Source organism: Clostridium akagii DSM 12554 (assembly GCF_000686725.1).
GTDB classification, from domain to species: domain Bacteria; phylum Bacillota; class Clostridia; order Clostridiales; family Clostridiaceae; genus Clostridium_I; species Clostridium_I akagii.
In genome coordinates this window covers 164631-188501 of record NZ_JMLK01000006.1, presented here as the reverse complement: position 1 = coordinate 188501, position 23871 = coordinate 164631, and the positions used below count along the sequence as shown (strand labels likewise).

General features: G+C 30.1%; 26 protein-coding genes. All 26 read right to left on the bottom strand.

The window, feature by feature from the left end; genetic code table 11:
* Window positions 1-114: 114 nt before the first annotated feature.
* The 26 genes from BR66_RS24650 to BR66_RS0100870 all read right to left on the bottom strand — a co-directional run bounded on the left by BR66_RS24650 (window position 115) and on the right by BR66_RS0100870 (window position 23831).
* Window positions 115-1050 (bottom strand): FkbM family methyltransferase, encoded by a 936-nt coding sequence (locus BR66_RS24650; RefSeq protein WP_026881241.1) that lies wholly within the window; start codon window positions 1048-1050, stop codon window positions 115-117.
* On the bottom strand, window positions 1043-2095 hold the full coding sequence (locus BR66_RS0100990) for an NAD-dependent epimerase/dehydratase family protein (protein ID WP_026881240.1): 1053 nt from the start codon (window positions 2093-2095) through the stop codon (window positions 1043-1045). Before BR66_RS0100990 ends, BR66_RS24650 begins: the two co-directional genes overlap by 8 nt.
* Before the next feature lie 23 nt (window positions 2096-2118).
* Window positions 2119-3876: a thiamine pyrophosphate-binding protein gene (locus BR66_RS0100985; RefSeq protein WP_026881239.1), complete on the bottom strand. Its 1758-nt coding sequence runs from the start codon at window positions 3874-3876 to the stop codon at window positions 2119-2121.
* 165 nt (window positions 3877-4041) lie between these two features.
* Window positions 4042-4812, bottom strand: a complete 771-nt coding sequence (gene rfbF, locus BR66_RS0100980) for a glucose-1-phosphate cytidylyltransferase (RefSeq protein WP_026881238.1) — start codon at window positions 4810-4812, stop codon at window positions 4042-4044.
* Window positions 4813-4941: 129 nt separating this feature from the next.
* On the bottom strand, window positions 4942-5091 hold the full coding sequence (locus tag BR66_RS25465) for a hypothetical protein (protein ID WP_156946199.1): 150 nt from the start codon (window positions 5089-5091) through the stop codon (window positions 4942-4944).
* A 27-nt stretch (window positions 5092-5118) separates the two neighbouring features.
* Window positions 5119-7230: a glycosyltransferase gene (locus BR66_RS0100970; protein WP_162174129.1), complete on the bottom strand. Its 2112-nt coding sequence runs from the start codon at window positions 7228-7230 to the stop codon at window positions 5119-5121.
* On the bottom strand, window positions 7220-9385 hold the full coding sequence (locus BR66_RS24645; RefSeq protein ID WP_051624041.1) for a glycosyltransferase: 2166 nt from the start codon (window positions 9383-9385) through the stop codon (window positions 7220-7222). Before BR66_RS24645 ends, BR66_RS0100970 begins: the two co-directional genes overlap by 11 nt.
* Window positions 9386-9410: 25 nt before the next feature.
* Window positions 9411-10442, bottom strand: coding sequence for a tetratricopeptide repeat-containing glycosyltransferase family 2 protein (locus BR66_RS0100960; protein ID WP_051624064.1), 1032 nt, complete (start codon window positions 10440-10442; stop codon window positions 9411-9413).
* An 11-nt stretch (window positions 10443-10453) separates the two neighbouring features.
* Complete coding sequence (locus BR66_RS22775; RefSeq protein WP_051624040.1) at window positions 10454-11617, bottom strand: glycosyltransferase; 1164 nt, start codon at window positions 11615-11617, stop codon at window positions 10454-10456.
* Window positions 11618-11733: 116 nt separating this feature from the next.
* Window positions 11734-12555 carry a flagellin N-terminal helical domain-containing protein gene (locus BR66_RS0100950; protein WP_026881235.1) on the bottom strand — a complete coding sequence of 274 codons (822 nt, stop codon included), beginning with the start codon at window positions 12553-12555 and terminating at the stop codon, window positions 11734-11736.
* A 133-nt stretch (window positions 12556-12688) separates the two neighbouring features.
* Window positions 12689-13039 carry a flagellar protein FliT gene (locus BR66_RS0100945; protein WP_026881234.1) on the bottom strand — a complete coding sequence of 117 codons (351 nt, stop codon included), beginning with the start codon at window positions 13037-13039 and terminating at the stop codon, window positions 12689-12691.
* Between the two features lie 11 nt (window positions 13040-13050).
* A complete protein-coding gene (gene fliD, locus BR66_RS0100940) occupies window positions 13051-14787 on the bottom strand; it encodes a flagellar filament capping protein FliD (protein WP_026881233.1) in 1737 nt (578 codons plus the stop codon).
* Between the two features lie 14 nt (window positions 14788-14801).
* Window positions 14802-15188, bottom strand: coding sequence for a flagellar export chaperone FliS (gene fliS, locus BR66_RS0100935; protein ID WP_026881232.1), 387 nt, complete (start codon window positions 15186-15188; stop codon window positions 14802-14804).
* 11 nt (window positions 15189-15199) lie between these two features.
* Window positions 15200-15499 (bottom strand): hypothetical protein, encoded by a 300-nt coding sequence (locus BR66_RS0100930; protein WP_026881231.1) that lies wholly within the window; start codon window positions 15497-15499, stop codon window positions 15200-15202.
* 18 nt (window positions 15500-15517) lie between these two features.
* Entirely contained in the window at window positions 15518-15886 is a 369-nt protein-coding gene (locus BR66_RS0100925) for a flagellar protein FlaG (RefSeq protein ID WP_026881230.1), read from the bottom strand.
* Between the two features lie 26 nt (window positions 15887-15912).
* Window positions 15913-16125 (bottom strand): carbon storage regulator CsrA, encoded by a 213-nt coding sequence (csrA, locus tag BR66_RS0100920; RefSeq protein ID WP_026881229.1) that lies wholly within the window; start codon window positions 16123-16125, stop codon window positions 15913-15915.
* A 2-nt stretch (window positions 16126-16127) separates the two neighbouring features.
* Window positions 16128-16556: a flagellar assembly protein FliW gene (gene fliW, locus BR66_RS0100915; protein WP_026881228.1), complete on the bottom strand. Its 429-nt coding sequence runs from the start codon at window positions 16554-16556 to the stop codon at window positions 16128-16130.
* Window positions 16557-16567: 11 nt separating this feature from the next.
* Window positions 16568-17569, bottom strand: a complete 1002-nt coding sequence (flgL, locus tag BR66_RS0100910) for a flagellar hook-associated protein FlgL (protein WP_026881227.1) — start codon at window positions 17567-17569, stop codon at window positions 16568-16570.
* Between the two features lie 24 nt (window positions 17570-17593).
* Window positions 17594-19345 (bottom strand): flagellar hook-associated protein FlgK, encoded by a 1752-nt coding sequence (flgK, locus tag BR66_RS0100905; protein ID WP_026881226.1) that lies wholly within the window; start codon window positions 19343-19345, stop codon window positions 17594-17596.
* A 16-nt stretch (window positions 19346-19361) separates the two neighbouring features.
* Window positions 19362-19772: a flagellar protein FlgN gene (locus BR66_RS0100900; RefSeq protein WP_026881225.1), complete on the bottom strand. Its 411-nt coding sequence runs from the start codon at window positions 19770-19772 to the stop codon at window positions 19362-19364.
* A gap of 2 nt (window positions 19773-19774) precedes the next feature.
* Window positions 19775-20062 (bottom strand): flagellar biosynthesis anti-sigma factor FlgM, encoded by a 288-nt coding sequence (locus BR66_RS0100895; RefSeq protein WP_026881224.1) that lies wholly within the window; start codon window positions 20060-20062, stop codon window positions 19775-19777.
* A 148-nt stretch (window positions 20063-20210) separates the two neighbouring features.
* Complete coding sequence (fliY, locus tag BR66_RS0100890; protein ID WP_026881223.1) at window positions 20211-21398, bottom strand: flagellar motor switch phosphatase FliY; 1188 nt, start codon at window positions 21396-21398, stop codon at window positions 20211-20213.
* Window positions 21391-22386: a flagellar motor switch protein FliM gene (gene fliM / locus BR66_RS0100885; RefSeq protein WP_026881222.1), complete on the bottom strand. Its 996-nt coding sequence runs from the start codon at window positions 22384-22386 to the stop codon at window positions 21391-21393. Before fliM ends, fliY begins: the two co-directional genes overlap by 8 nt.
* A 17-nt stretch (window positions 22387-22403) precedes the next feature.
* Window positions 22404-22808 carry a chemotaxis protein CheW gene (locus BR66_RS0100880; protein WP_026881221.1) on the bottom strand — a complete coding sequence of 135 codons (405 nt, stop codon included), beginning with the start codon at window positions 22806-22808 and terminating at the stop codon, window positions 22404-22406.
* 41 nt (window positions 22809-22849) lie between these two features.
* Entirely contained in the window at window positions 22850-23212 is a 363-nt protein-coding gene (locus tag BR66_RS0100875) for a response regulator (RefSeq protein ID WP_026881220.1), read from the bottom strand.
* A gap of 16 nt (window positions 23213-23228) precedes the next feature.
* A complete protein-coding gene (locus tag BR66_RS0100870; RefSeq protein ID WP_026881219.1) occupies window positions 23229-23831 on the bottom strand; it encodes a chemotaxis protein CheC in 603 nt (200 codons plus the stop codon).
* Window positions 23832-23871: the final 40 nt, after the last annotated feature.

The window sequence follows — 23871 nt, the reverse complement described above, 5'->3', positions numbered from 1 at the left end:
TACAAATATAATTAACAACACTATTGTTATTAACTTCATGTTAATAAGACTTTCTTACCTTAAAATTTTTTTATTTATCCCATTATTCCATGTATTAAACATACTATTTGAGTTTTAATTAATTTTTAAATATTTATTTATCTCATCTCCATGCTTTTGTTCATGAAGAAAAATAAAATTTGTATCCAATGTATCTTCTGTCATAATTTCAAATATTTCTAGCATATTATTCTTCAAAGTAAAACATTTATATCCTAAGTTCCTGAATAATTCAATTATTTCATTAGGATCATAATGAAATTTTTCACTCCATTTTCTTAATATTTCAGTAAATATTATTGGTTTATCTCTTTCTAAAGTTTCAATACCACCTTTAAAGGTTAATAATTCTCCTCCCTCAACATCGCATTTTATAAAATCTACACTTATATTATTTTCTTTTACAAATGAATCTATTTTCACAACTTTACATTTTATTTTTTCCATATTATATATTTCACCTAAATTTACAGCTGAAGCATTTGCTGACCCCTCTGGATAGTAATAAAATTCAGCTTCTCCATCATAATTTGAAAATGCCAAATTGAAAGTTTTAATATTTTTAATCTTATTTATTTCAATATTCTTAGTTAAATAATTATATGTCTTTGGAATAGGTTCAAAAGAATTTATTTTGCATTTTCTATTATGAATAGAATATTTTATCGAATGATAGCCTATGTTAGCACCTATATCGAAAATTGTAAAATTATCTTTTAACAGATTATTTATCATATATAAAATATCTTCCTCATAGTCCCCAAAATTCAACATTTCAATTGGTATAATTCTTTCATCTATATTATCACAAACAAGTTTTATATTATCTTTATTTGTTGTCATAATAACGTTATTAGAATTAATCTCAATTTTTTTTATATTAGTTTCTTTAATAAATTCAACATAATCAAATAAATTTTTATGCATTTCATGCATTTTTCTTATGTAGTTTTTTTTGCTTAATTCACCCTTTATAAATGTATTCTTTAATTCTTTAAGTTTATTATTCATTATTTTCAACACTCCTTATAGTTCTTCTAAATCCTTCTTCTAAAGAATATATTGGTTTCCACCCTAAAGCTTTTATTTTTGTTATATCTGGATATGACTTATCAACTAAGCTAACTAAATAGCCACTTGAATTTTCTCTTAATTTATGTTCCACCTTTAAATTTCTTTCTGAATACAAACTAACGAGTAACTCCGCCAAATTCTTTATACTAACACTACACTTATCATTGCTAACATTATATGACTCTCCATTTTTTCCTTTTAGTAGTATTGTAAAAAATCCACTTACTGCATCTGCAATATAGCAAAATGTTCTTATGTCCTCTCCTTCACTTTTTAAGACAATATTTCTTTTGTTTACTATATCATATATAAAATCAGCAAAAACTCTTCCATCATCAATTTTAATTCCAGGTCCATATGTATGAAACGGTCTTACCATCTTGCATGGAACTTTATATTGTTTATACCAAGAAACACACATCGTCTCACCTAATCTTTTACTTTCCCCATAGCAAGACCTTATATTAGTTGGATCAAGATACCCGTAATCACATTCTTTTGTAGGTATATGTTTTTCATCAATTTCGCCATATACTTCTCCACTACTAAAGAATAAAAATCCTTCAACTTTATTCTTTGCTGCAATATTCAGCATATTATGGGTTCCAATTACATTTGCATTAATTGTCCCCACTGGGTCAGTATTATAATATATTGGGCTAGCTTGACTAGCTGCATGTATTATATAGTCAACCTTCTCATCTAATGAAATAGGCACACATACATCATTAACTATTAATTTAAAATCACTTCTTATCATATAATTACAAAATTTTTCTTTTCCTTTTTTTTCACTTCTAACCATAGCAATAATTTTACAATTTATAGCTTTTTTTTCATTTAGATTAATCAAAGTATAAACCATATATGATGGTAATAAACCATTAGCCCCTGTTATAAGTATAGTTTTATTTTTAAATTTATACCAATTAATATTATTACTAATAATATAATCAATATCTTCTTGAATAATTCTATTCATACTGTTAATGTCCTTTCAAAATATTATTCATATTTTTTTATAATCATATTTTTATTAAATTGTTCTCTGTCTACTAGTGGATCTTGATCTTCAATCGGTCTGCACATCGATAATTTAGGTATTACGTAAGTTGGATTATTTAATTTTACTTCAATAATACTGCTATTTTCATTTTTCAATTCTTTTTCTAAAATATTCATTTCTGACATTTCAGATATAAATATTGATTTTATTCCATATGCATTTCCAATTTCACAAAAATTTGGAGAGTTATATCCATCTATTGTTCCATAATATTTTGATTCAAAATACATTTCTTGAAAATGTCTAATCATTCCAAGTGCATTATTATTCATAATTATTATTTTTATTGGAATTTTTTCTCGTACGATAGTTTGTAACTCCTGTATATTCATTTGGATTCCACCATCACCTACAATTGCAATAACCTTAGCCTTTGGATTGGCATAATATGCACCAATTGCTGCTGGCAATGCAAATCCCATTGCTCCCATACCACCAGAATTTAATAATCTATTGTTTTTCTTTAATTTTAATGATTGTGCTGCCCATATTTGATTTTGACCAACATCTAAACTTATAATTGAGTTTTCTTCAAGCATATTACTTAAATTGTACATGAACTCATTTGGATCTAAGTTATTAATATTTTTTTGAGTTGGATATGAAGGATATTGTGATTTATAGTCCTTAACTTTTTCAATCCAGCCTAAATAATCTGTATTTATATTAATATCATCTATTTTTTTATTCAATTTTTCTAGAAACAATTTTATATCACATTGAATACTCATGTATTCTTGTATTTTTCTATTAAGTTCTAGTTTATCAATATCGATATGAATTATCTTTGCTTCTCTAGCAAAACTATCTACTAAAGTGCTGGTTTGCCTTGATGTCAGCCTTGAACCTAGTACTATTAGCAAATCTGAATTTGCTACAGCTAGATTTGAATACCTAGTTCCATATGAACCCATGAATCCAATATAGTTTGAGTTATTATGATTTAAACTATCTAGTCCCATCAATGTACTTACTACAGGTATTCTCAATCTATTACATAATTTCTCTAATAAATTGCATGCATTACTAAGTCTAACCCCACCACCGGATATAATAATTGGTCTTTTGCTACTATTTATTAGTTCAACAACCTTATTTATTTTTTCATCTTGTATATTAATTTGAGTATATTGTTTTCTTTCATCACTATCATAAAAACTCTCTAACGTGTATTTATTTATTTCAGCCCTTTGTATATTCATTGGAACATCTAATAAAACTGGTCCTGGCCTACCTTCTTTTGCAACAAAAAATGCTTTTTCTAAATAATATCTAATTTTACTTTCGTCTTTTATCATAACCGCAAATTTAGTAATGGGTTTTACAATACTTACAATATCAGTTTCTTGAAATCCATCTTGTCTAATTTTTTCATTTTGTTTGTATTCATATGTATTCACTTGACCAGTTATATACAAACATGGTATTGAATCAAAAAATGAATTTCCAATTCCTGTGATCAAATTTGTAGCACCAGGTCCACTTGTAGCTGTAGCAACTCCTATATTCCCCTTGATTCTTGAGTAACCTTCCGCTGCAAACGCAGCTGCTTGTTCATGATATGATGATAAAAATTTAACATTACTATTCTTATAGATTGAATCAACAAAATGAGTAATTGCACCACCTTGATATCCAAAAATTGTGTCAACCCCATTTTGTTCTAAAAATTCCACAATATAATCTGATAACTTCATATCTCTACCACCCACTATTTATGATATTTACGTTATTTCCAAACCTATCTATAGTTTATCATATTTTTTCATGGATTGTTGCCTTTAGTTTCACTAATGACTTTTCAAGTATACTTAACGAAATTGATAGATCATAATATCAATTTAAATAAATTTTAAGTTTATCTACTTCCAACCCACCCATGGTCTATCTCCGCTTTTCCACATTTTATTTATTTTTTCTATATCCTTAAAAGTATCTATAGCTGTCCAAAAACCGTTATGCTCATAAACTGCTAGTTCTAAATCTCCAACTAATTTACTAAGAGGTTTTTCTTCAAACATACAGTCTTCTTCACCTAAATAAGAAAATACCTTCCTATTAAGTATCATGTATCCTCCATTTATAAGATCCTTTAACTTAGGTTTTTCTTTAAATGCTTTTACTATTCCATTATCAACCTCAAGTAACCCAAATGGTGACATAGGATGTACTCCAGTAATTGTAGCTAATTTACCTTTAATTCTATGAAATTCTATTGATTCTTTTATGTTTACGTCACTAACACCATCACCATAAGTCATTAGAAAGTCCTCATCATTTATATATTTTTCTATTTTTTTAAGCCTTCCACCGGTCATAGTTTCAAGTCCTGTATCTACAATTGTAACCTTCCAATTTTCATTTTCTTTCGTATGAAAAGTTACTTTCTCATCTCCATTTATGTCCAATGTAAAATCATTATTTCTCCAGTACATATCCATAAAATATTGTTTAATCATATCCCCTTTATATCCAACACATAATATAAACTCATTAATACCATATTGTGAATATATTTTCATTATATGCCATAATATTGGTTTACCTCCTATTTCTACCAGTGGTTTAGGTCTATATTCAGTTTCTTCTCTCATTCTTGTGCCCTTACCGCCACATAATATAACAGCTTTCATAAAATCACCTCTACTATTTCAAAATATCACTTCATATAAAATTTTATCATATCTAATTTTCAATAAATTATTATGTGATTTTATATATGTTGATTTTTCTATTTCCCTAATTCCATTTTATAGTACGTTTCAACAAAATATTTTTTTTAAATTTCTTGGAAATTCATAGTACTTATCGTATGGAAAATCTATTTTCACTTGCACCTTACTTGATAATATTTTTTCTAATTCACAATAAGCCTCTCTATCATCTCTAAATACAAATATTTTATAATCCATATGTATCCCTCCTTGTCTACCTTTAAATTATTGTGGATTGCTTATTATCGCTAATAACTCATCTAAGTATGTTTCATCTTTATAATATTTCTTTATATATATTTCAATATCACTTATATCTAATTTAATATCTTCTTCTCTTATCTTTTTACACCATGGTAAAATCATACCTTCAATTAATTTCTTCTTTTCATACTTTATTGTTTCATCACTTATAGAAAGTTTTCTAAAATAATGTAAAATTTCAAGATAATTTTGTATAAATGTTTCACCAAAATTGTATCCATGAGGCTTATGTGTTCCTGATTCATATAAAAAGTAATCATGTAAAATGCAATACAAATTATTATCAGAAAATATTGATAACTGAAGATACACGTGATTCAAATTTGAACCTATGAATTTATCTTTATTATTTATGTTATCAAACTCACATTTGCTTAGTATTATACCTGAAATAAATGTGCAATAAAATGACATATCTCTTATAAAATTGTCTATTCCACAATTAACTTTTTCACTAGTGTTTACGCCATTAAACAAATAAAACACTCCACAGTTAGGATTTTTATATAACTTATTGATTATTTTATACAAAGCAAAAGGTGCAAAGTAATCATCATCTCCATGTGCTGAAATAAATCTACCTCTACCCCTTTTTAGCGCAAGTAATACATTTTTATCTGCACCTAAATTTTCTTCATTTTTAAAATACCTTATGTTTTTGAATTTATTCATATATTTATCAACTATTTCTTTAGTATTATCATCTGAATCATTGTCTGACACAACAACTTCAATATTACTATCATTTCCAACCTGATCAAATATAGATTTTAAACATTTATCCAAATATCCTGATCTATTAAATGTAGGAATACAAATTGACAAAATTGGTTGAGCATTTTCTCTATCGTCTATTATTTTAGTTAGTTGCTTTTCATTTTTTATCTTCATCCATTCACCAGTTACATAATCAAACGCTTTAATAACTTTTGCAGGGCTTCCAACTGCTACACAATAATCTGGTATACAAGAATTAACTACACTATTAGCCCCAATTGAACAACCTTTCCCTATATTTACATTGCCAACAATAACACAATTATTAGCTATCCAAGTGCCATCTCCAATACTCACTTCATCACTAAATGAAGTGATTCCTTGTTGTATAATCGGAATTCCAACATTTCTGTACTCATGGTTATGATCAGTAATATGTATATTTGATGCAAAAATACATTTTTTTCCTATTTTGATTTTATTTGCAGCTGATATTACAAGTCTTCTTCCAAATTCACATCCATCTTCAATTTCAATTAATGGTTTACTTTTTAAATTTCCAAAAGGTATCATAAAACAAGCATCTTTTAAAACAGTAACATTTTCACCTATACTTATGCCTTGTGGATACATAACCTCAAATCCAGAGGCGATTTGTGAATTGTTTCCAAAATAAAAAAACATAAACTTTTGATTTGATAAATATTTTTTCACAAATATTTCATTGTATTTTTTATAGTGTTTACCAATACTGCCTTGTCCACAATCATGAATACACCAAGGAATATTTTGTTTTGGAACCGCAACTTTATATCCGTTGATTATAAATTCAGCACTTAAAGATGTGTCATAAAAATACCATCCATCAAATAAATCCTCACACCATCTTAGGTCATATTGAGTAATCATAATTAGTCCATCAACCATCTTTACGTTCTCAATATCAACATTGCACTCATCAAAAGCCACAATATTCATTTTTCCTGTACGTGATTCATACACTTTTCCAAATTTACTATTTGATTTATCCCATTGTCCAGATTCATGTACTGTCTTGGACCCAACAACACCTAACAGCCCAACGTCCAAGTGATTGTTGAAAATATTTATTGTATCTTGAATAAAATTTTTATTTATAATAAATGTATCTTGATGTAAATAAACTTTGTATCTAGCATCACTCTCTCTCATTGCATCATTGTATGCTGATGTCATACTATAAGCATCTCTTATTGCTATTGAATCTGTAATGTATCCCTCTGGTATATCTAGATTATTTATATATTTCAAACATTCTTCATACTTCTCATTATCATTTACACAAGAAATAAAACAAATTTTCTTATCATTTATCATTTTTATCACCTCTAATATCATCAGCTAATTTTTTAATTTCATCGTTACTATTCTCCATTTTTGATAGATATTTCATTGCCACCTCGTCCGCACCAAATTCATGCAATATGTAGCCTATGGTATATATTGTGTAAATATTAGAAGCATTAATTTCATAAGATTTTTCAAGTAAAGGAATCACTTCATCATACAATTCATTTTCATAACACAAAATTGCAATTTCATTTAGAATACTTTCTTTTTTTATAATATCATTCATAACAACTTCATTTATTTGGGCAGAATTTAAAGTTTTGTTTATAAACATCTCAAGTATTTCATTTTTATTCTTTGCCGTATCGATATCATTTTCAATTCTTCTTAAAATAAATTTAACACTAACTTCATCAAAAAATCCGTTCTTATGTTTTATTTCATTAATCAATTCTACCACTTCGCCATTTTTATCTTCTATATTTTTAAGATAATGCATTGCAAGTTCATCATTATTAAATAAGTGTAAAACATACCCCATATTATATAAAGTATCTTTATCTTTAGGTTTTATTTCAAGTGCTTTATTTAAAAGTGGAATTATATCTTCGTAACATTCACTTGCAAATAACACATTCGCTACATAATTTAAAGTCTCCACCTTGTCTATAGAAACTTTAGCTACAGATTTTATTATATCTTCACAATTTGCATCTGACTTTTCAATCAATTCAGTAATATTTTTAGCAATTACGTCGTATTTACCTTCTTCTTCAATACTTTTTAGTATTATATCCAACTTACTTAAATTTTCCTTATTGTGTGCAACAACAATATATTCCTTTACTGAATACTCTCCTTGTTTATCACTCCCAAATATTTCACACAATCCATTGATGAATTTTCTATCATTATCTTCTAAATTACTTTGTACTTTGTTAAAAGTTACACTTTTATATTCACATTTTTTGAACATTTCAACCATTTCATTATAATTAAAAAGCATCACTGGCTTATCATATAATACATTATAGATTGAACTGTTTTTATGCAACTTACTTCCACTTGCAATACTATATATAAGCATATAGTTATTAGCATTTGGAACACTAATTAATAACTTTCCATCTGCTTCTAAATGTTTTTTCACTTTACTTAATAATATTTCTGGTTCTTCAAAGAGTTGTAATACATTATCCATTATTATATAATCAAATTTGTCTTCGCTAAAGTTTAATTTATCCATTTTAATGTCAAAAGCATCAACCTGTGCTATTTTTTCTGACTGTTTAAGAGTATAAATATTTTTATCTAATCCAAATAATTTAGCATTTTTATATTTATTTTTAATTTTCAACAGGTTAGCACCACATCCGCAGCCTATATCTAGCAAGTTAAAATTACTATCTTCATCTTTATCTATAAGGTTGATTAAATTTTCATTTATATTGGTAGTATCCCAAGTAGTAAACTTCCATTTTTTTATAAACTTCTCTTGATTTTCGTCTATTAATTTTACATAACTTTTATTTTTAGCAAATGACATACTTCCATAATGATGAATAAATGTATCCTTGCAAAGTATATTTTTATATCCTTCATTTCTTATTCGCAGGGATAAATCATCGTCTTCAAAGTTTCCTGGTGAAAATCTTTCATCTAGTAATCCTGTTTTTTCTAGCACCGATCTTTTTATAAGCATACAAAAACCAATTAATTTTATTCTCTCTTCCCACTTCATAGGATTACTTACATTGTATTTTGTAGCAAACTGATTTAATTCATATAAGCTGGTATAATTTACTGGTATTTGCTGATAATATGATACATTATTTGATACGGGTCCTACTGCTCCAACATTTTCAGAGCTGTAAAGACACTGGAGCATGTTTTCAAGCCAATTGTATGTAACAATTACATCGTTATTCAAAAGAAGAATATTATCCCCTTTTGATGCTTCAATGCCTTGATTACATCCTTTGGGAAATCCATTATTCTCACTATTCAGTATTGAAACAATATCATCTTGTTCATTAAGCCAATCTTTTGTTCCGTCCGAAGATGCATTGTCGACAACAATGATTTCATAAGTTCCAAGTCTTGTATTTTTTCTTATACTTTCAATGCATTGTTTCGTAAATTGTAAATTATTGTATGTAAGTATTATTATACTTGTCTTCATAATTTCACCCATTCTTCTTAATATTTTAAGATATATGTTTAATCCTTTTCAAGGCTTGAACATAATCTCCACAACGTAAATAATAATCTAACGCCTTTGATGTATATCCAAGACATTCATATATAACTCCAATATTGTAATTTGGTAAAAAAGAATTTACACCTTCAATAGAACCTTGTTTATCCACAACAGCTTTATTAAAATAATTTATAGCCTCCTGGAATAATGTATTATTCATGCTAGCTATTCCCATAAAAAAATTAAAATCTGATGAATTACTGTAATATTTTTCATATTTTTTAATCGCTAAAGCCTTATTTAATTGTCCGCTATTTACCATTGAATATCCGTAGGTTTCAACTAAATCTTCAGCGTATTCTAATTTAAAGTCTAGGTGGAAGCTTAGAGCAATTTCAAAATATTCAGATGCTTTAAAAAAATTTTTTTTCATATAATATGATTTTCCAAGTTGATAATAAATATATGGATCATTTTCATTTGTTTCCAATGTTTTTTTTAAAAGACTAATATTTCTGTGAAGTTTATTTGTCTTCCTTATCACTTCTTTTGTATATCCTATGTGTTTAATTATTAAATCAACATCCCAGGAGCACATTTTATTTATGCCTTTAGGAACTAACTGTTCATGTATTATGCCTTCATAATAATAATATGTTTTATTAAATAATCTACTTATTCGTTCAATATACTTTTTTTCACCCTTATCATCTTCAAAAACATTTATGATTTTTATTTTTCCAATTTTATCATTGTTCGCATCTATTTGTTCCATAATTTTCTCTTTATTAAAACTTTCAATAACTTCATCCCCATCTAAAACAAGTACCCAATCATTTGAAGCTTTGCTAATAGAATAATTCCTGGCCTTTGAAAAATCATCACGCCACTGGAAATCGTATACTTTATTTGTATATTTTAATGCTATCTCTTTTGTTCTGTCCGATGATCCTGTATCTACAATTATTATTTCATCCACTTTTCCCTGTGCACTCTTTAAACAATTTTCTATATTGTCCTCTTCATTTCTCACAATCATACAAAGGCTAATCAATTTTTTTCACTAACCAATTTATTAAGCTGTTCTAATATTTCAACTCTGTTAGTATTTTTTAAGAATATTCTAAAATCATCTAAACCTTCATTCAGAAAATTATTTGTATCAAATACACTTTCCATAAAACAATTTATAGCCTTCAATTCATCTTTTAATTCCACATAACACCTTGCCATCATAAATTTAGCCTTAAAACTTCCCATTCCTAGAACTGATAGAAACTCCTTCGTCTCTCCCATTTCTGTGCATTTATGGAAACATTTTATTGCTTCTTTATATTGTTTTTGTAAATAATAGCACATTCCTTTTAAATACTCCAAATCAACAAATCTCTTATAACAATTATCACTTAAAAGTTCATCAATCATATCTATACACTCATCATATTTTTTAAGCTGTGCAAGACATTCTGCTATTCTTTTTGACATGTCTATTTCATATAAAGTTATTCTTGTGAGACTTTTTTTACTTGCTATGCTATTACATTTAAAAAAATATTTAAGTGATTTTTCATAGTCACCAGCCATGTGATACCCAACCCCTATATTGTAATAAATAAAAGGATTATTTGGATCTTCTTTTAGTTCTTTTTTTAGTATTCTTAAATTTCTTTCAGATTTACTTTTCCCTTTTACTATTGACTCTAAATATCCATAATGCATAACTTTAGCTATTTTTTCATCAATTATATTCTCATTTAAACCCGCATCAGGTAAATTTATTTGTTCATGTATCCTACCCTTGTATTTATACCCTTTATTATTTCTAAAAAATTTTATATATACTGCAGAATACACTACAGTTTTTGTATTTATAATGTTATAAAGAGGTATTTTATATCCAGCTGCTTTTGTATTTGCTAGTGTTTCTCTTACTTTATCGGGGTCACATAACAATTTTTCATCTGCATCAAGCATGAGTATCCAATCTCCAGTAGCATTTTCAAGAGATATATTCCTTGCCTTTGAAAAATCATCTTGCCATCTATAATCTATAATTTTTATATTTCCAGAAATTTTTTCGATTATTTCTTTTGTTTTATCTGTGGAACCTGTATCCACAATTATAACCTCGTCCACAAGCTTCATAGCATTTTCAAGGCACATCTTCATATATTTTTCTTCATTTTTTACAATCATACACAAACTAATTTTCATAATATTCCCCCGTAGCTTTAGTATCTATTATATTATTTATCGACATTATATGACTATCCTTTAGTTTATATTAATAAAAAAAAGCCTTTCGCATATAGCGAAAGACTTTTTTGATTCTACTGTAATAATTTAAGAACTTGTTGTGGATTTTGATTAGCTTGTGCCAACATTGATTGAGCCGCTTGTTGAAGAACGTTCTCTTTAGAGTAGTTCATCATTTCTTTAGCCATATCAACATCTGTAATGTTTGCATTAGCAGTAGTCAAGTTCTGATTTTCTGTTGAAAGGTTGTTAATAGTATGTGTAAGTCTGTTTTGCATTGCTCCAATAGTAGATCTTGAAGTAGAAACAGTATCTATTGCTGCTTGTATTGAAGCCATTGCCTTAACAGCATTAGCATTAGTATCAACTGCTACAGTGCTAACTCCTAATACAGTTGCGCTCATACTTAAAGCACTAAGATCAACTCCAATTGAATCATAACTGTTAGCCGTTGATCCAACTTGGAATGTTACAGTACTTCCACTATTTAAAAGCTGAACACCATTAAAGTTTGTCTGACTTGAAATATGATCTATTTCGTCATTAAGTGTTTTAAGTTCTGCTGATACTGCAGTTCTATTCAATGTTACATTAGTATCATTGGCAGCTTGTGTTGCAAGTTCATTCATTCTTTGTAGTATTGATTGAGTCTCACTTAATCCACCTTCAGCAGTTTGTAACAAAGAAACTCCATCTTGTGCATTACTTGTAGCTTTATCAAGACCATTGATTTGTGATTGCATTTTTTGTGATATTGAAAGCCCAGCTGCATCATCTGCTGCTTTGTTAATTTTTAAACCTGAACTCAATTTTTCCATTGAATCAGAAGCACTCTTCTGATTTTTGTTCAAATAACTAAGTGCTGTGTTTCCGCTAAGATTGTGATTGATTATCATAATATATTCCTCCTTGAATTTAAATTGGGAATCCTTTCCCAAAGTTTATATAATAAGCAGTAAAACCTCATGGCCACTTAGCCTTACTGCTTATATTATATATATCGTTGGTCACTTCTTATACTTTATACCTTTAATAAATTTTTTTATTAAAAAATAGTGAATTTCCTGAAAAGCCTGGATTATATTTATTTTTAATACTGGCATCTGAATTTATGGACTGTAATTTTTCTCGTACTTCCATAAAATTTTTCTTTGTTAATTCACTAACTTCTTTGTCTAATGCAAAAATATCTCTATTATTAAACTCACTGGCTATTTCTGTTTTAGCATACATTTCAGGATTTTCCTTAAATATATCTAAAATTTTCTGTCGCTCTTCAATCAAAATATTTAATTTATCATAGTCTTCCTGTTCTATAGCTTTCAGCATATCTGTTGTTTTTTCTTTATATTCAGAAACTAAAGTTTTAGTATCCTTCATTTCAAGCACTTTTAGCCTGTAGAAGAACTACTTAACATTGAAGTAATATAACTTTGCTGACTGCTTAAGGAAGAGAGTGCTGATTGTAATGCTGTATATTGTGTAGTATACCTTGTTTTATCATTAGTAATTTGTGTTTTATAATTAGTCACAGCGGTAGCTTGATCTTTTAATAACTTACCGTAAGTGCTAGTATCAGTTATATCAGTTGAACTACCAGCCTTAGCTAGAAGTAACCCTTTGTTGCCCTTTGAATCCATTGTAGTGCTTGAATACTTAGCAACTATGTCATTTAATCTCTGAAAAATACCTTCCTCATTGTACTTTGTCTGGTATTGATCAGTTGTTAAAGAAGCTTGGTCACTGCTAGGATAAGTAGTTGATGGTTGAGTCAAAAGATTTATTACAGCACTTGGATTACTCTGAAGCGCTTTAGTTAATTTTGATGTATCAAGTGTAAGTTTTCCTCCTTGGGTGTAATCATCTGAAGTTGATAATCCAAGATCTGCCATACTAAGACCGCTTCCTGAAACGGAATTATAAAAAGCAGCTCTCATTTCACTTTGCAAACTAGTTAGCTGCGCATCACCTGCCAGGGATCCCTGCTGTGCTTTAGCATTCCATGCAGTAACTTGTGCAGAGGTCATTTTGGACTCTTGAGCATAAGTTAATGGTTTATAATTGTAGTCAGTTGTTTCTGTTACAGCAGTATTTATTCCTGATGTTAAATTATTATAAGCATCCACAAAACTCTGAATTTTACTAACCACACCAGCTGTATTTGAAGCTACATTTATTGTAACTGGGCTACTTGAATCTATAGCACTAGTTACATTATAGTTCACACCATCAATAGTAAAATTATTTGATGGTTTAGTTACAGTAGTAAACCCGGTGCCACCAGGTTCTTTTATGCTAAAAGTTCCATCCGTACCCGTTGCTGAAGGAGCTGCTGAACCAAATAACTTAGTTAAAACTGTAGGCGAATTAGCATCAGTTACAGCAGTGACTGCAAACGAAGCAGCTGATCCAGTGGTTGTTCCTGCTACACTAAATTTATTAGTAAGTTCACTGTAACTAAAATTAAGACCGGACTGATTACTTAGGTCAGTCATGGCTTGTGCAATAGTTGTTGTAGCGCTTATAGTTGAGCTTACATTTTTTCCATTTACTGTGAATGAAAGGTTCCCAGCTGATAACCCTAAATCCGTCATAAGTGATGAATTTGTTATTGTGGAAGCCTGAGCCGCTCCAGTTACGCTTGGTGCTGTTGCTAAAGTTGCTGAATTTATAGTATAGTTTCCAGCTTTTGCTGTATTTAAAGCCGTAGACGTAACTAAAGTATCATTAGTAGAACTGGCAGTAAATGCCGAAAATGCATCAGATGAAAGTGTATAGTTACTACTAAGTGGATCAAAATAACTTCCGCTAAAACTATTTAGATTGGTTATTTCAGATCTGTATCTGTCTTCTGTCCATTGCGTCTTTTGCTGAGTGGCTAAAAGTTGGTTAAGTTTTGTGTAATCGGATGTCATCATCTGTGAAACCATACTACTTACATCAAATCCTGACATGGATGAAACAAGTCCTTGGGAATAGGTACCTGTGGTGCTACTTGTAGTTCCACTTGATGAAGTTGTACTTGTAGCCACGGATCCAGATAATGTACTGTCTGTTCCTATTATGTCACTACCACTATAACCAATAAGATATGGATTTACTATTGATGTCCCATTAATTGTACTCATAATATCGCTCCTTTTTATTTTGAATTTACTGAAATTTTGTAAGCTTCAGTCCAGGTATTTCTTACTTCCTCAATGATTGGGATTACTTCGTCCATAATTGAAATATCTTTTTTAATATTTGCCTTAATTAAACTTTCTATAATAAAATTATATACAGAAACCATGCTTTGTCCCCAATCTCCTGACTTACTCAAATCAAGAGTTGCTATTAATTCGTAAAATATATTTTGTGCTTTTTTTAAATTTTCATGAGATTTTTTTATGTTTTTCTCTATTATAGCTTGTCTACCCACCTTGGAAAATTTAACTGCGTTGTCTAAAAGTAAAAGTAATAACTGTTCCTTTGAAGCAAAATTTACACTGTTTTCTTTGTATTGATTATATGCATTGCTAGTATTCATAAATAAAGCACCTACTTTCTAACATCTAAAAAATTACCAACATCAGTCGACGGTAATTTATCATTTTCGTTAAAGGCTTCTACATCTATAGATGTCTTCTCCTGCTTTACAGCAGTTACAAAAATTTTGCTATTACTCATTTTCATATCTGGCACAATAAATTTTTTCTTTTTACCTCCACCAGCATTTTTGTCCCTTTTTCTATCCCTTATGGTTTGTACTTGATCTTTTCTGTGTATTCTTTTTTCTGATGTAGTTTCATTTATTCTTTCCCTAAGTTCCATATCAATTTTGTTAAGTCTGTATTCCATAAAACCTCCTCCTTATTTCTAAACCTTTTTATCTAAAACAAGTCCAGCCATTTCAGCAAATTGAGCAATCAAATCCATGATTTGCTTTGAAGGTATTTCTCGAAGTACTTCATTTGTGGTATTATCTACAACCTTCATTACCATAACACTTTTAAAATTTGCATCTTCTTGATATTCCACATGAGTTGTTTTATCCTCTAAAAGCTTATTTACCTTGTCTACAGCTTTCTTAGCATCATCTACACTAACCGGCTTAAATTCTGTATTTTTCGCATCACTTTTATTCATACTTTGAATACTTGTTTCGTTTCCTTGATTGCTAGCACCATTGCTGTCATTTATGTCGTATGAATTTTGTCCTCCTTGACTTGTTACTTTAACATCCATATTGTTGGCACCTCTCATTATTTATATTATTTTAATTTTTTTAGAACTGAACTATCTACTGATACTGATTTTTTGTTTTCTTCAGTTATCTCTTTATATAATTCTTTCCTTAATATCTGAATTTCTCTTGGCGCCTTTATTGCTATTTTCACAGAACCATCATCAATCTTTACCACGATTATTTCTATGTCATCCCCTATAAGCACCGACTCATCTTTTTTCCTTGTAACAACTAGCATATCTATTCCTCCCTTAAAAGAGGTTGTTTTATGAGGTACTTTTCATCATCTAATATTAATTGTTCCCCTAAATGTTCTTTAATATTTATTACAATGGGAGCTTTTAGGTTCGTTGTTATTTTATTTAAATCGTTATTAACACATACAGTACTAAATATAAGTACATCGGCTTCACTTTCAATCTTCAATGTTTGTTTTGTATTGTCATCAAGATTAATTTCATAATCTTTCATAACATAAAATGGTGATACGACAAATAGCCCAATTTCACTATTTTCTATGGAATGCAGCATACTAAATACATTGTTTTCTTCAAATGGAAATAGTATAAATGTCTTTAAATCTTTAAAACCAGGTATACCTTTTTCAAAAGTTATTATATCCTCTTCTGTGTATTCTTTGATTCCATGATATTTAGAATATAATTTCATCTTTTACACCTCTATTTTAAGTAGTCTGTCAATGAATTCTGAAGTATTTTAGAACTAATTTGTAGTGCAGCTTGATAAACTGTCTGTGCCTGAGAATAATTCATTGATTCTTGTGCGTAATTTGCATCATCGGTTGATGAGAGTACAGCTGTTAAGCTTGAATTTTCTGATGTATTTTCATCCTGTGCACTAGTCATTCTATTTTCAATTGCTCCAACTTTTGTACGAAGTGATGACACATTTTTAATTGCATCCTGTATATCACTTAAATCAGAACCTATTAAATCTGCTCTACTTGTAGAATCTGCCACACCAGATGAATTATTTCCATCTAAATGAGAAGTTATATTACTTAATATTGTGCTTAGATTACTTCCTGAAGTCCCCGTACCACCAGCATTAGCAGCTTTATGATCCATGATATCACTAGCTGTTACATTATAATTTACTGTAACGCCTTGAGAAATTTCTACAGTCAAATTTGCTGCCACATTTGCACTTCCCGGTGTACTATTAGTAGCTGATGCAGAATTATATGTTAATACTTCGTTGCCTGAAGTTGAATCTTTTGTTGATTTAGTTGGTTTATCTGTTCCATCAGTTCCTCCAAATATATATTTTCCATCAAAAGTAGTATTCAATATTTGGGATAGTTGATCAATATTTTGATTTATCTCATCTTTTACGCTTTGTTCTTCATCTGGACCATAACCAGCTGATCCTGTAGAAACAAGCAATTCATTTATTCTTTGAAGGACATTACCTGCTTGTCCTAAACTTGTATCCGTTACTTTTAACCATTGTGTGGTATCTGAAATATTACTATTGTATTGTTGATTTTCAGAAATTTGTGTATTTATCTGCATCACCTTTGATGTTCCAAATGGATCGTCAGATGCTTTATTTATTAGTTGTCCTGAAGACATTCGCTGCTGTATAGTTTGCATATTAGAAAGATTGTTTCCTAGATCATTCATATAGTTATTCGCAAGCATTTGATTTGTTATTCTCATTTTATTCGCCTCCATTTTCTATTATTATTTCATTAATCCATTTACTACTACATCCAGGAGTGAATCTACAGTTGAAATAATCTTGGCATTTGCTGCATACGCATGCTGAAATTGTATCATATTTGTCATTTCCTCATCTATGGAAACACTAGAAACAGAGGCCCTTGTCTGGGTAAGTGAGTTAATAATGGTTGTTTGATTTGTAAGATCTTTACTGGCTTTTTGAGCATCTTCACCTAAAACATCAATTGTAGTGGAATAATAATTACCAGTAGTAGTTCCAGTGGAGCTATTAGCTATAGCAGAAACACCGGTTGTACTATTCAAAACCAGTCCTCCCGTTCCAATTAAGTCACTGCGAGTTGTACTAGTTGTAATATCTTGAACATTCAGCAATGTGTTTTGTGATTGTGCCACTGCTAATGCCCTAGTTCCATCAGTAGTACCTGAAGTGGCTGTGGCACTTGCAACTATTTTTGATGGGTCATTAAGTATTGCAGTATTAATTGTTATGTTACCAGCTGTTATAGTATTTTCATTACCACCATTTTTATCTACAAAGAAGTCATTAGTAGTATCTGCACCAGCTGCTTCAGCCGTTGATGATTGCTCTTCTATTGCATTCACACTAAGAGCAATAGATTTTGCAAGCTTATTCAAATCATCAGTATATTTATCAATATTTTGTTGAACTTGCGTTGTTCCTGTTAATACTCCATCGCTGGGAGTAAATAATTGTAAAGGAGCACTGGTAGATGTATAGGTTACTGAACCAGTTGTATAATTAGGTGCAGTTCCAATTGGGTTATTACTTGAATCAACAGCTACCCCATCACTATTAGCCCACAAGACCCTATTTTCTTGAAGCTGTTTTACTTGGTCATCGCTAAGACCTGTAGCATTAATAGTACACTTACTATTGGCATCACTTGTAGCACCATTTTTGTAATATGTTATATTATAGCTACCATCTGCTTGTTTATCAATTCCACTAATATATGCTAATCTATTTTCACTACTGGAATCAGTTGGATTAACTAATGTGGATCCAGCGGTTAAATTATCTCCAGCAGTCAATGTGATACTTTCTAGATTTCCAGGTGAAGATTTAAGATTGAAATCTTCACTTAATTGATCCACAAGCAAATCTCTTTGATCCATTAAATCATTTGGTTCAGTACCTGCACTCTTTAAATCCATAATCTGCTGATTTAATTTGTCTACCTGATTTAACTTGTTATTTATATCACTCACCGTATTTTGCAGAGACGTTTGGGAATCAGTTTGTAATTTTTGCAGTTTATTATACATATCATTTAATGTATCAGTAAGAGTTTTTGTCTGCTGTGCCACCAATGTTCTTGAATTTGAACTTTGTGGATCTTTTGAAAGGGTTTGCCAATTAGTATAAAATGTATCTATAACAGAAGAAAGCCCTGTACCTGAAGGTTCGTTCATTATACTCTGAATTTGAGTCATATAACTGTCTTTTGTTTCATCTGTGCCTTTAACACTTGTCGCTGCTCGCACTTGATAGTCAAGAAAAACATCTCTTATTCTTTGAATTGAACTTACAGTTACACCATTTCCAACTTGTGCTCCAAAAGGTCCATCTTGACCAATTGCACTAGCACCATTAGCTTGTAAAGCTGCTCTTTCTCTTGTATAACCAACAGTATCTGCATTTGCAACATTGTGAGAAGTTACATTTAATGCTGCTTGTTGAGCTTGTAATCCTGTATTCGCCGTATTTAATGTTGTAGCTAATCCTGCCATTAATTTTACACCTCACCTATATTTGTATCTTCCCATAATTATTATATGTTTTTGCATTTTTACTTGGCCTAAATATATTTAACATTTTATTTGTAAATATTAATCCTTGTTTAATTAATAATTCATTAGTATCCTTCTGAAAGCCAATCTTAGTTAAAATATTTTTAATTTCAATGAAATTCCCATTAAGCTCTTCGTCATTAATTTCTTTTATTAGTACCTTCATAGACTTATTACCAATAAGTTCTCTTCTCTCAACTTCCATAGTAGCCACATTAGTGTTGCTGTTTTCAATCTTTTTAACTATGGATTCCAGTGCAAACAAATCTTTCTTTATATATGCACTGTGTTGTTCATCAAGCATCTTCAGTAAATCTTCCAGAGCATCAAGCTCCTTTTGCATTACTTCCTTCAACTGATTTTTCATTGTTATACTCCTCTTTCTTTCATTTGGTCATATATTTTTTCAGCAACTAATTTTGAGTCTATGTTATATGTTCCATTTTTAACATCATTTTTAATAGCATCAATTTTAGCGCTAGATGAGTTAAAATTGTCATCAATTGAATACGCACTTAATTTTTTACCTAAAGTTGATATTTCTAGAGAGTCATTTTTAGCAATTTTTGTGCTACTATCTTTTACAGCTTTATTGGTATTATTGCTATTATTATAAAGCTTTAAAATTTTGCTTGAACCCACTCCACTCACATCCATATTTACACACTCCTTACTTTAAACGTTAAAAATTTTCTTTCTCACTATTTACATTATCGTTATTTTATATTTAAAGTTTATACTAATATTTTTATTGTTCATGGTAATTTCATATATAAAAAAACAGCCGAGTGAATCTCGACTGTAACTATCTTCCTATACTTCTGATTCTTTCCTCACTACTTACTATACTTGTTATTCTTACTCCAAAGTTCTCATCAACTACTACTACTTCTCCATAAGCTACTTTTTTTCCATTAACAAGTATTTCTACTGGTTCCTCGGCTAGCTTATCAAGCTCTATTAGAGATCCAGTACCAAAATTCAATATATCTCGTATATTTTTTTTGGTTCTTCCAAGTACTACTGAAATTTCAAGAGGCACATCCATTATTAAATCTATATTTTTAGGTGCAGAATAGTTTTGCGTTTCCTGCAATGGCTGAAAAGCTGCCCTTTGAACTTCTACAGGTGGTTGATTTCTTTCAATTGGTTTTTCTTGTATGTACTGTGGTTCCTGTGCTTGGCTTTGTTGATTGTTTTGTTCTGCTTGAACATTTCCGCCAGAAACATTTGTATTATTATTAATTTGTTCAGATGGTTTTTCCTTCTCAGGTGTATCCGAACTTCCTCCTGATTGAACGCCCATCATTATAGCACTAATTTTTTTAGCAGTTTCTATTGGTAGTACTTGCATTATAGTACTATCTACCAAATCTCCAATAGTTAACCTAAATGCAACTTCAACAATAGTTTCATCATCAGTAATTGCTGATGTTATTTCTTTTGTGTTACTATCAAGAATTTCTGAAGTTGGGGGTGATATATTAACTTCTCTTAATAACATTGTTGCCATAGAAGTTGCAGCTGAACCAATCATCTGATTCATTGCCTCAGAAACAGCACTTAATTCTATTTCGGATAGATTTTCTATTTTAGCTTTTCCATCTCCACCCATCATTAAGTTTGCTATTACTCCTGCATCTGTAACTTTCATTACAAGAAGATTTTCTCCAACTATACCACTTGTATATTTTACATCCAGTGCAATATTAGGGACTTCAAATGTACTCCTCAGTTCTTTAAGTGTTGTTATACTAACAACTGGAGTTGTTATATTTACTTGTTGACTTATTACTGTGGATAACGCTGTAGACGCTGATCCCATAGATATATTACCGATTTCACCCAATAAATCTTTTTCTATGTCTGAAAGTAGATCATCTCTATTGTCTTCTTTTTTTTCAACTTTTTTTTCTTCTTTTTTTTCGCTATCATCAGCTCCACCATTTAGTAGAGAATCTATCTCCTCCTGTGAAAGAAATCCATCACTCATAATTTTCCACATCCTTATCAATTATATCTAGTATTTGCACAGCCATATTTTTTCCAATAACTCCTGGTTTTCCAACATAGTGAACATTACCGTCAATACTTATGGAAACAGGATCACTACATTTGTTATCTAATGAGATAACATCTCCAATAGATAGCTTCAAGAAATCATCTACAGTAACATCTGTAATACCAAGCGTGGCTTCCATTGTTACTTCAACAACATTTAGTCTTTGCTTTAGCTTTTCTCTTGAATCGCTAACAATATCTTCGTCATTCTCCTGATACCAATATTGAACTACTAGTTTATCCAATACCTTTTCAATACTTAAATAAGGTATGCATATATTAATATATGAACTACTATCTCCAAGTTCAACAGAAAAAGTAATTAGTGCTACCGGTTCATGCGGTGCTAATGTCTGATTCAATGCTGGGTTTGTTTCAAGACCTTCAATTTCGGGTTCAACATCTATAACATCGCTCCAGGCTAGCTTAAGATTATCAATTAACCCTTGATTTATTTTCATGATTATATTCTTATCAATATCTGTAAATTCACGTGTTGTGTATTTTCCAGCGCCACTTCCACCAAGTAGAATGTCTATAACTTTATAAACAAACTCAGGATTTGTCTCAAATAATATGGAACCACTTAATGGTGGCATTTTGAAAATAGTTAAAATGGTGGGATTGGAAATAGAATGAATAAATTCCTCATAAGTTACTTGTTCAATGGATTCTATTTTAACCTTAACATTAGTTCTAACCTGCGCTGTGAGATAATTTGAAATTATTCTTCCATAATTATCATGTATTAGTTCTAATGTTCTAATATGATCCTTTGAAAATTTTTGAGGGCTTCTAAAGTCATATAACTTAACTTTTTGTTTTTCCTCATCCTTTGAAAGCTCATCTGGCTGAAGTTCACCAGATGATAGAGCTGATAATAGCGCATCGATTTCACTTTGTGATAAAACGTCTGGCATTATTCTACCTCATTTCTTTAACCTGTAGTTATGAGTTTATCAATATCAACGAATGTAACTATTCTATCCTTGAAATTAATAACACCTTTTTCATAGGCTTTTCGGCTATCATCACCAATACTTTCAATAATAGCCTCATCAATATCCAAAACTTCGTCCACTTGATCTACTGCAATCCCTACAAGTTCATCTTCTAATTTTAATATTATAGTACTCTGCTGTTCTGCACTACTTTCTCCAATATCCAAAAGCATATTTAAGTCTAACATAGACAACACGCTTCCCCTTAAATTTATAAGTCCTTTTACGAATCTAGGTGCATTAGGTACTTTGGTTATTGTCATAACTTCACTTATTGTCTGTACCCTAGATGTTTCTACTGCAAATTGTTCATCCTTGAGTTTAAAAATAACTACTTGCATATTTTTCACCCCCACATAACTTTAATGAGTAGAATTACTCACTATGCTCCTATAACTTTTCTTAATGCTTCCAGAACTCTGTCTGCTTGAAAAGGCTTAACAATAAAGTCCTTAGCTCCTGCCCTAATTGCATCCATTACCATTGATTGTTGTCCCATCGCACTACACATAACTACTTTAGCTGCAGCATCAAATTCCTTAATAGCCTTAACCGCCTCAATACCATCCATGTCAGGCATTGTTATATCCATTGTAACCACATCTGGTTTTTCCTTCTTGTACATTTCAACGGCCTTAATTCCATTACTGGCTTCACCCACAATTTCAAAACCATTTTTTTCAAGTATATCCTTTATCATCATTCTCATAAACGCTGCATCATCAACAATTAATACTCTTGCCATTTTTTCAACCTCCAAACTAATTTACTCCTAGTATATTTAATATTTTTTCAAGTGAACCGGGCATTGGTATATAATAAAAATGCCCACTGAGTTTTGTTGAATCATCCTGTAAAAATTCTGTTTCGAAATCCAAAACATTGTCATCAAATTGACCTGATTCAATAAAGGATGTTGATAGTATCGCACCAACCATATCAAATGAGACTGCTGGTACAGATGGTGTTAACAATAGTCCTGTGAATTTACTTATTGCATTCATATATGAACTTGATATTATATTTCCTATTTCACATAACACTGATGCACCAAATTCATTTAGCTCTTTATTTCTTGAACCTGTAAGAGCTTCTATAACATTAAATGCTGTTTCCTGCTCAAATACAAACAAAATATTTCCAGGAGCATCTCCAAGTACCCTTACCATAACACCTGCTGCAATCTCTTCACTGCCAATTCCAGTAAAAATTGTCTCAAATGGTATTACGTTAACTTGTGGAGCTGTCATATCAATCTTTCTATTCAATAGTTGAGATAATGCCGTTGCAGCATTTCCAGCACCTATGTTACTTACCTCACTTAATACATCAAGTTGCATTGGAGTAAGCTTTGAATAATCCATAAAAATCCTCCTGTTTTCCTTTGTGCTAATGAATAATGAT

Bases quoted from the DNA above. Each gene is read 5' to 3' on its own strand.
- BR66_RS25465 (WP_156946199.1), bottom strand. From the start codon at position 5,091: ATGGATTATAAAATATTTGTATTTAGAGATGATAGAGAGGCTTATTGT.
- BR66_RS0100895 (WP_026881224.1), bottom strand. From the start codon at position 20,062: ATGGATGTGAGTGGAGTGGGTTCAAGCAAAATTTTAAAGCTTTATAAT.
- fliY (WP_026881223.1), bottom strand. From the start codon at position 21,398: ATGAGTGATGGATTTCTTTCACAGGAGGAGATAGATTCTCTACTAAAT.
- BR66_RS24650 (WP_026881241.1), bottom strand. From the start codon at position 1,050: ATGAATAATAAACTTAAAGAATTAAAGAATACATTTATAAAGGGTGAA.
- BR66_RS0100900 (WP_026881225.1), bottom strand. From the start codon at position 19,772: ATGAAAAATCAGTTGAAGGAAGTAATGCAAAAGGAGCTTGATGCTCTG.
- fliD (WP_026881233.1), bottom strand. From the start codon at position 14,787: ATGAGTACAATTAATGGGACATCAATAGTAAATCCATATCTTATTGGT.
- BR66_RS22775 (WP_051624040.1), bottom strand. From the start codon at position 11,617: ATGAAAATTAGTTTGTGTATGATTGTAAAAAATGAAGAAAAATATATG.
- BR66_RS0100990 (WP_026881240.1), bottom strand. From the start codon at position 2,095: ATGAATAGAATTATTCAAGAAGATATTGATTATATTATTAGTAATAAT.
- BR66_RS0100875 (WP_026881220.1), bottom strand. From the start codon at position 23,212: ATGGCAAGAGTATTAATTGTTGATGATGCAGCGTTTATGAGAATGATG.
- fliM (WP_026881222.1), bottom strand. From the start codon at position 22,386: ATGCCAGACGTTTTATCACAAAGTGAAATCGATGCGCTATTATCAGCT.
- BR66_RS0100945 (WP_026881234.1), bottom strand. From the start codon at position 13,039: ATGAAGGATACTAAAACTTTAGTTTCTGAATATAAAGAAAAAACAACA.
- BR66_RS0100925 (WP_026881230.1), bottom strand. From the start codon at position 15,886: ATGGATGTTAAAGTAACAAGTCAAGGAGGACAAAATTCATACGACATA.
- fliS (WP_026881232.1), bottom strand. From the start codon at position 15,188: ATGAATACTAGCAATGCATATAATCAATACAAAGAAAACAGTGTAAAT.
- fliW (WP_026881228.1), bottom strand. From the start codon at position 16,556: ATGAAATTATATTCTAAATATCATGGAATCAAAGAATACACAGAAGAG.
- BR66_RS0100985 (WP_026881239.1), bottom strand. From the start codon at position 3,876: ATGAAGTTATCAGATTATATTGTGGAATTTTTAGAACAAAATGGGGTT.
- rfbF (WP_026881238.1), bottom strand. From the start codon at position 4,812: ATGAAAGCTGTTATATTATGTGGCGGTAAGGGCACAAGAATGAGAGAA.
- BR66_RS0100870 (WP_026881219.1), bottom strand. From the start codon at position 23,831: ATGGATTATTCAAAGCTTACTCCAATGCAACTTGATGTATTAAGTGAG.
- BR66_RS0100960 (WP_051624064.1), bottom strand. From the start codon at position 10,442: ATGATTGTGAGAAATGAAGAGGACAATATAGAAAATTGTTTAAAGAGT.
- BR66_RS0100950 (WP_026881235.1), bottom strand. From the start codon at position 12,555: ATGATAATCAATCACAATCTTAGCGGAAACACAGCACTTAGTTATTTG.
- BR66_RS24645 (WP_051624041.1), bottom strand. From the start codon at position 9,385: ATGAAGACAAGTATAATAATACTTACATACAATAATTTACAATTTACG.
- BR66_RS0100970 (WP_162174129.1), bottom strand. From the start codon at position 7,230: ATGATAAATGATAAGAAAATTTGTTTTATTTCTTGTGTAAATGATAAT.
- flgK (WP_026881226.1), bottom strand. From the start codon at position 19,345: ATGGCAGGATTAGCTACAACATTAAATACGGCGAATACAGGATTACAA.
- flgL (WP_026881227.1), bottom strand. From the start codon at position 17,569: ATGAGAATAACAAATCAAATGCTTGCGAATAACTATATGAATGATCTA.
- csrA (WP_026881229.1), bottom strand. From the start codon at position 16,125: ATGCTAGTTGTTACAAGGAAAAAAGATGAGTCGGTGCTTATAGGGGAT.
- BR66_RS0100880 (WP_026881221.1), bottom strand. From the start codon at position 22,808: ATGCAAGTAGTTATTTTTAAACTCAAGGATGAACAATTTGCAGTAGAA.
- BR66_RS0100930 (WP_026881231.1), bottom strand. From the start codon at position 15,499: ATGGAATACAGACTTAACAAAATTGATATGGAACTTAGGGAAAGAATA.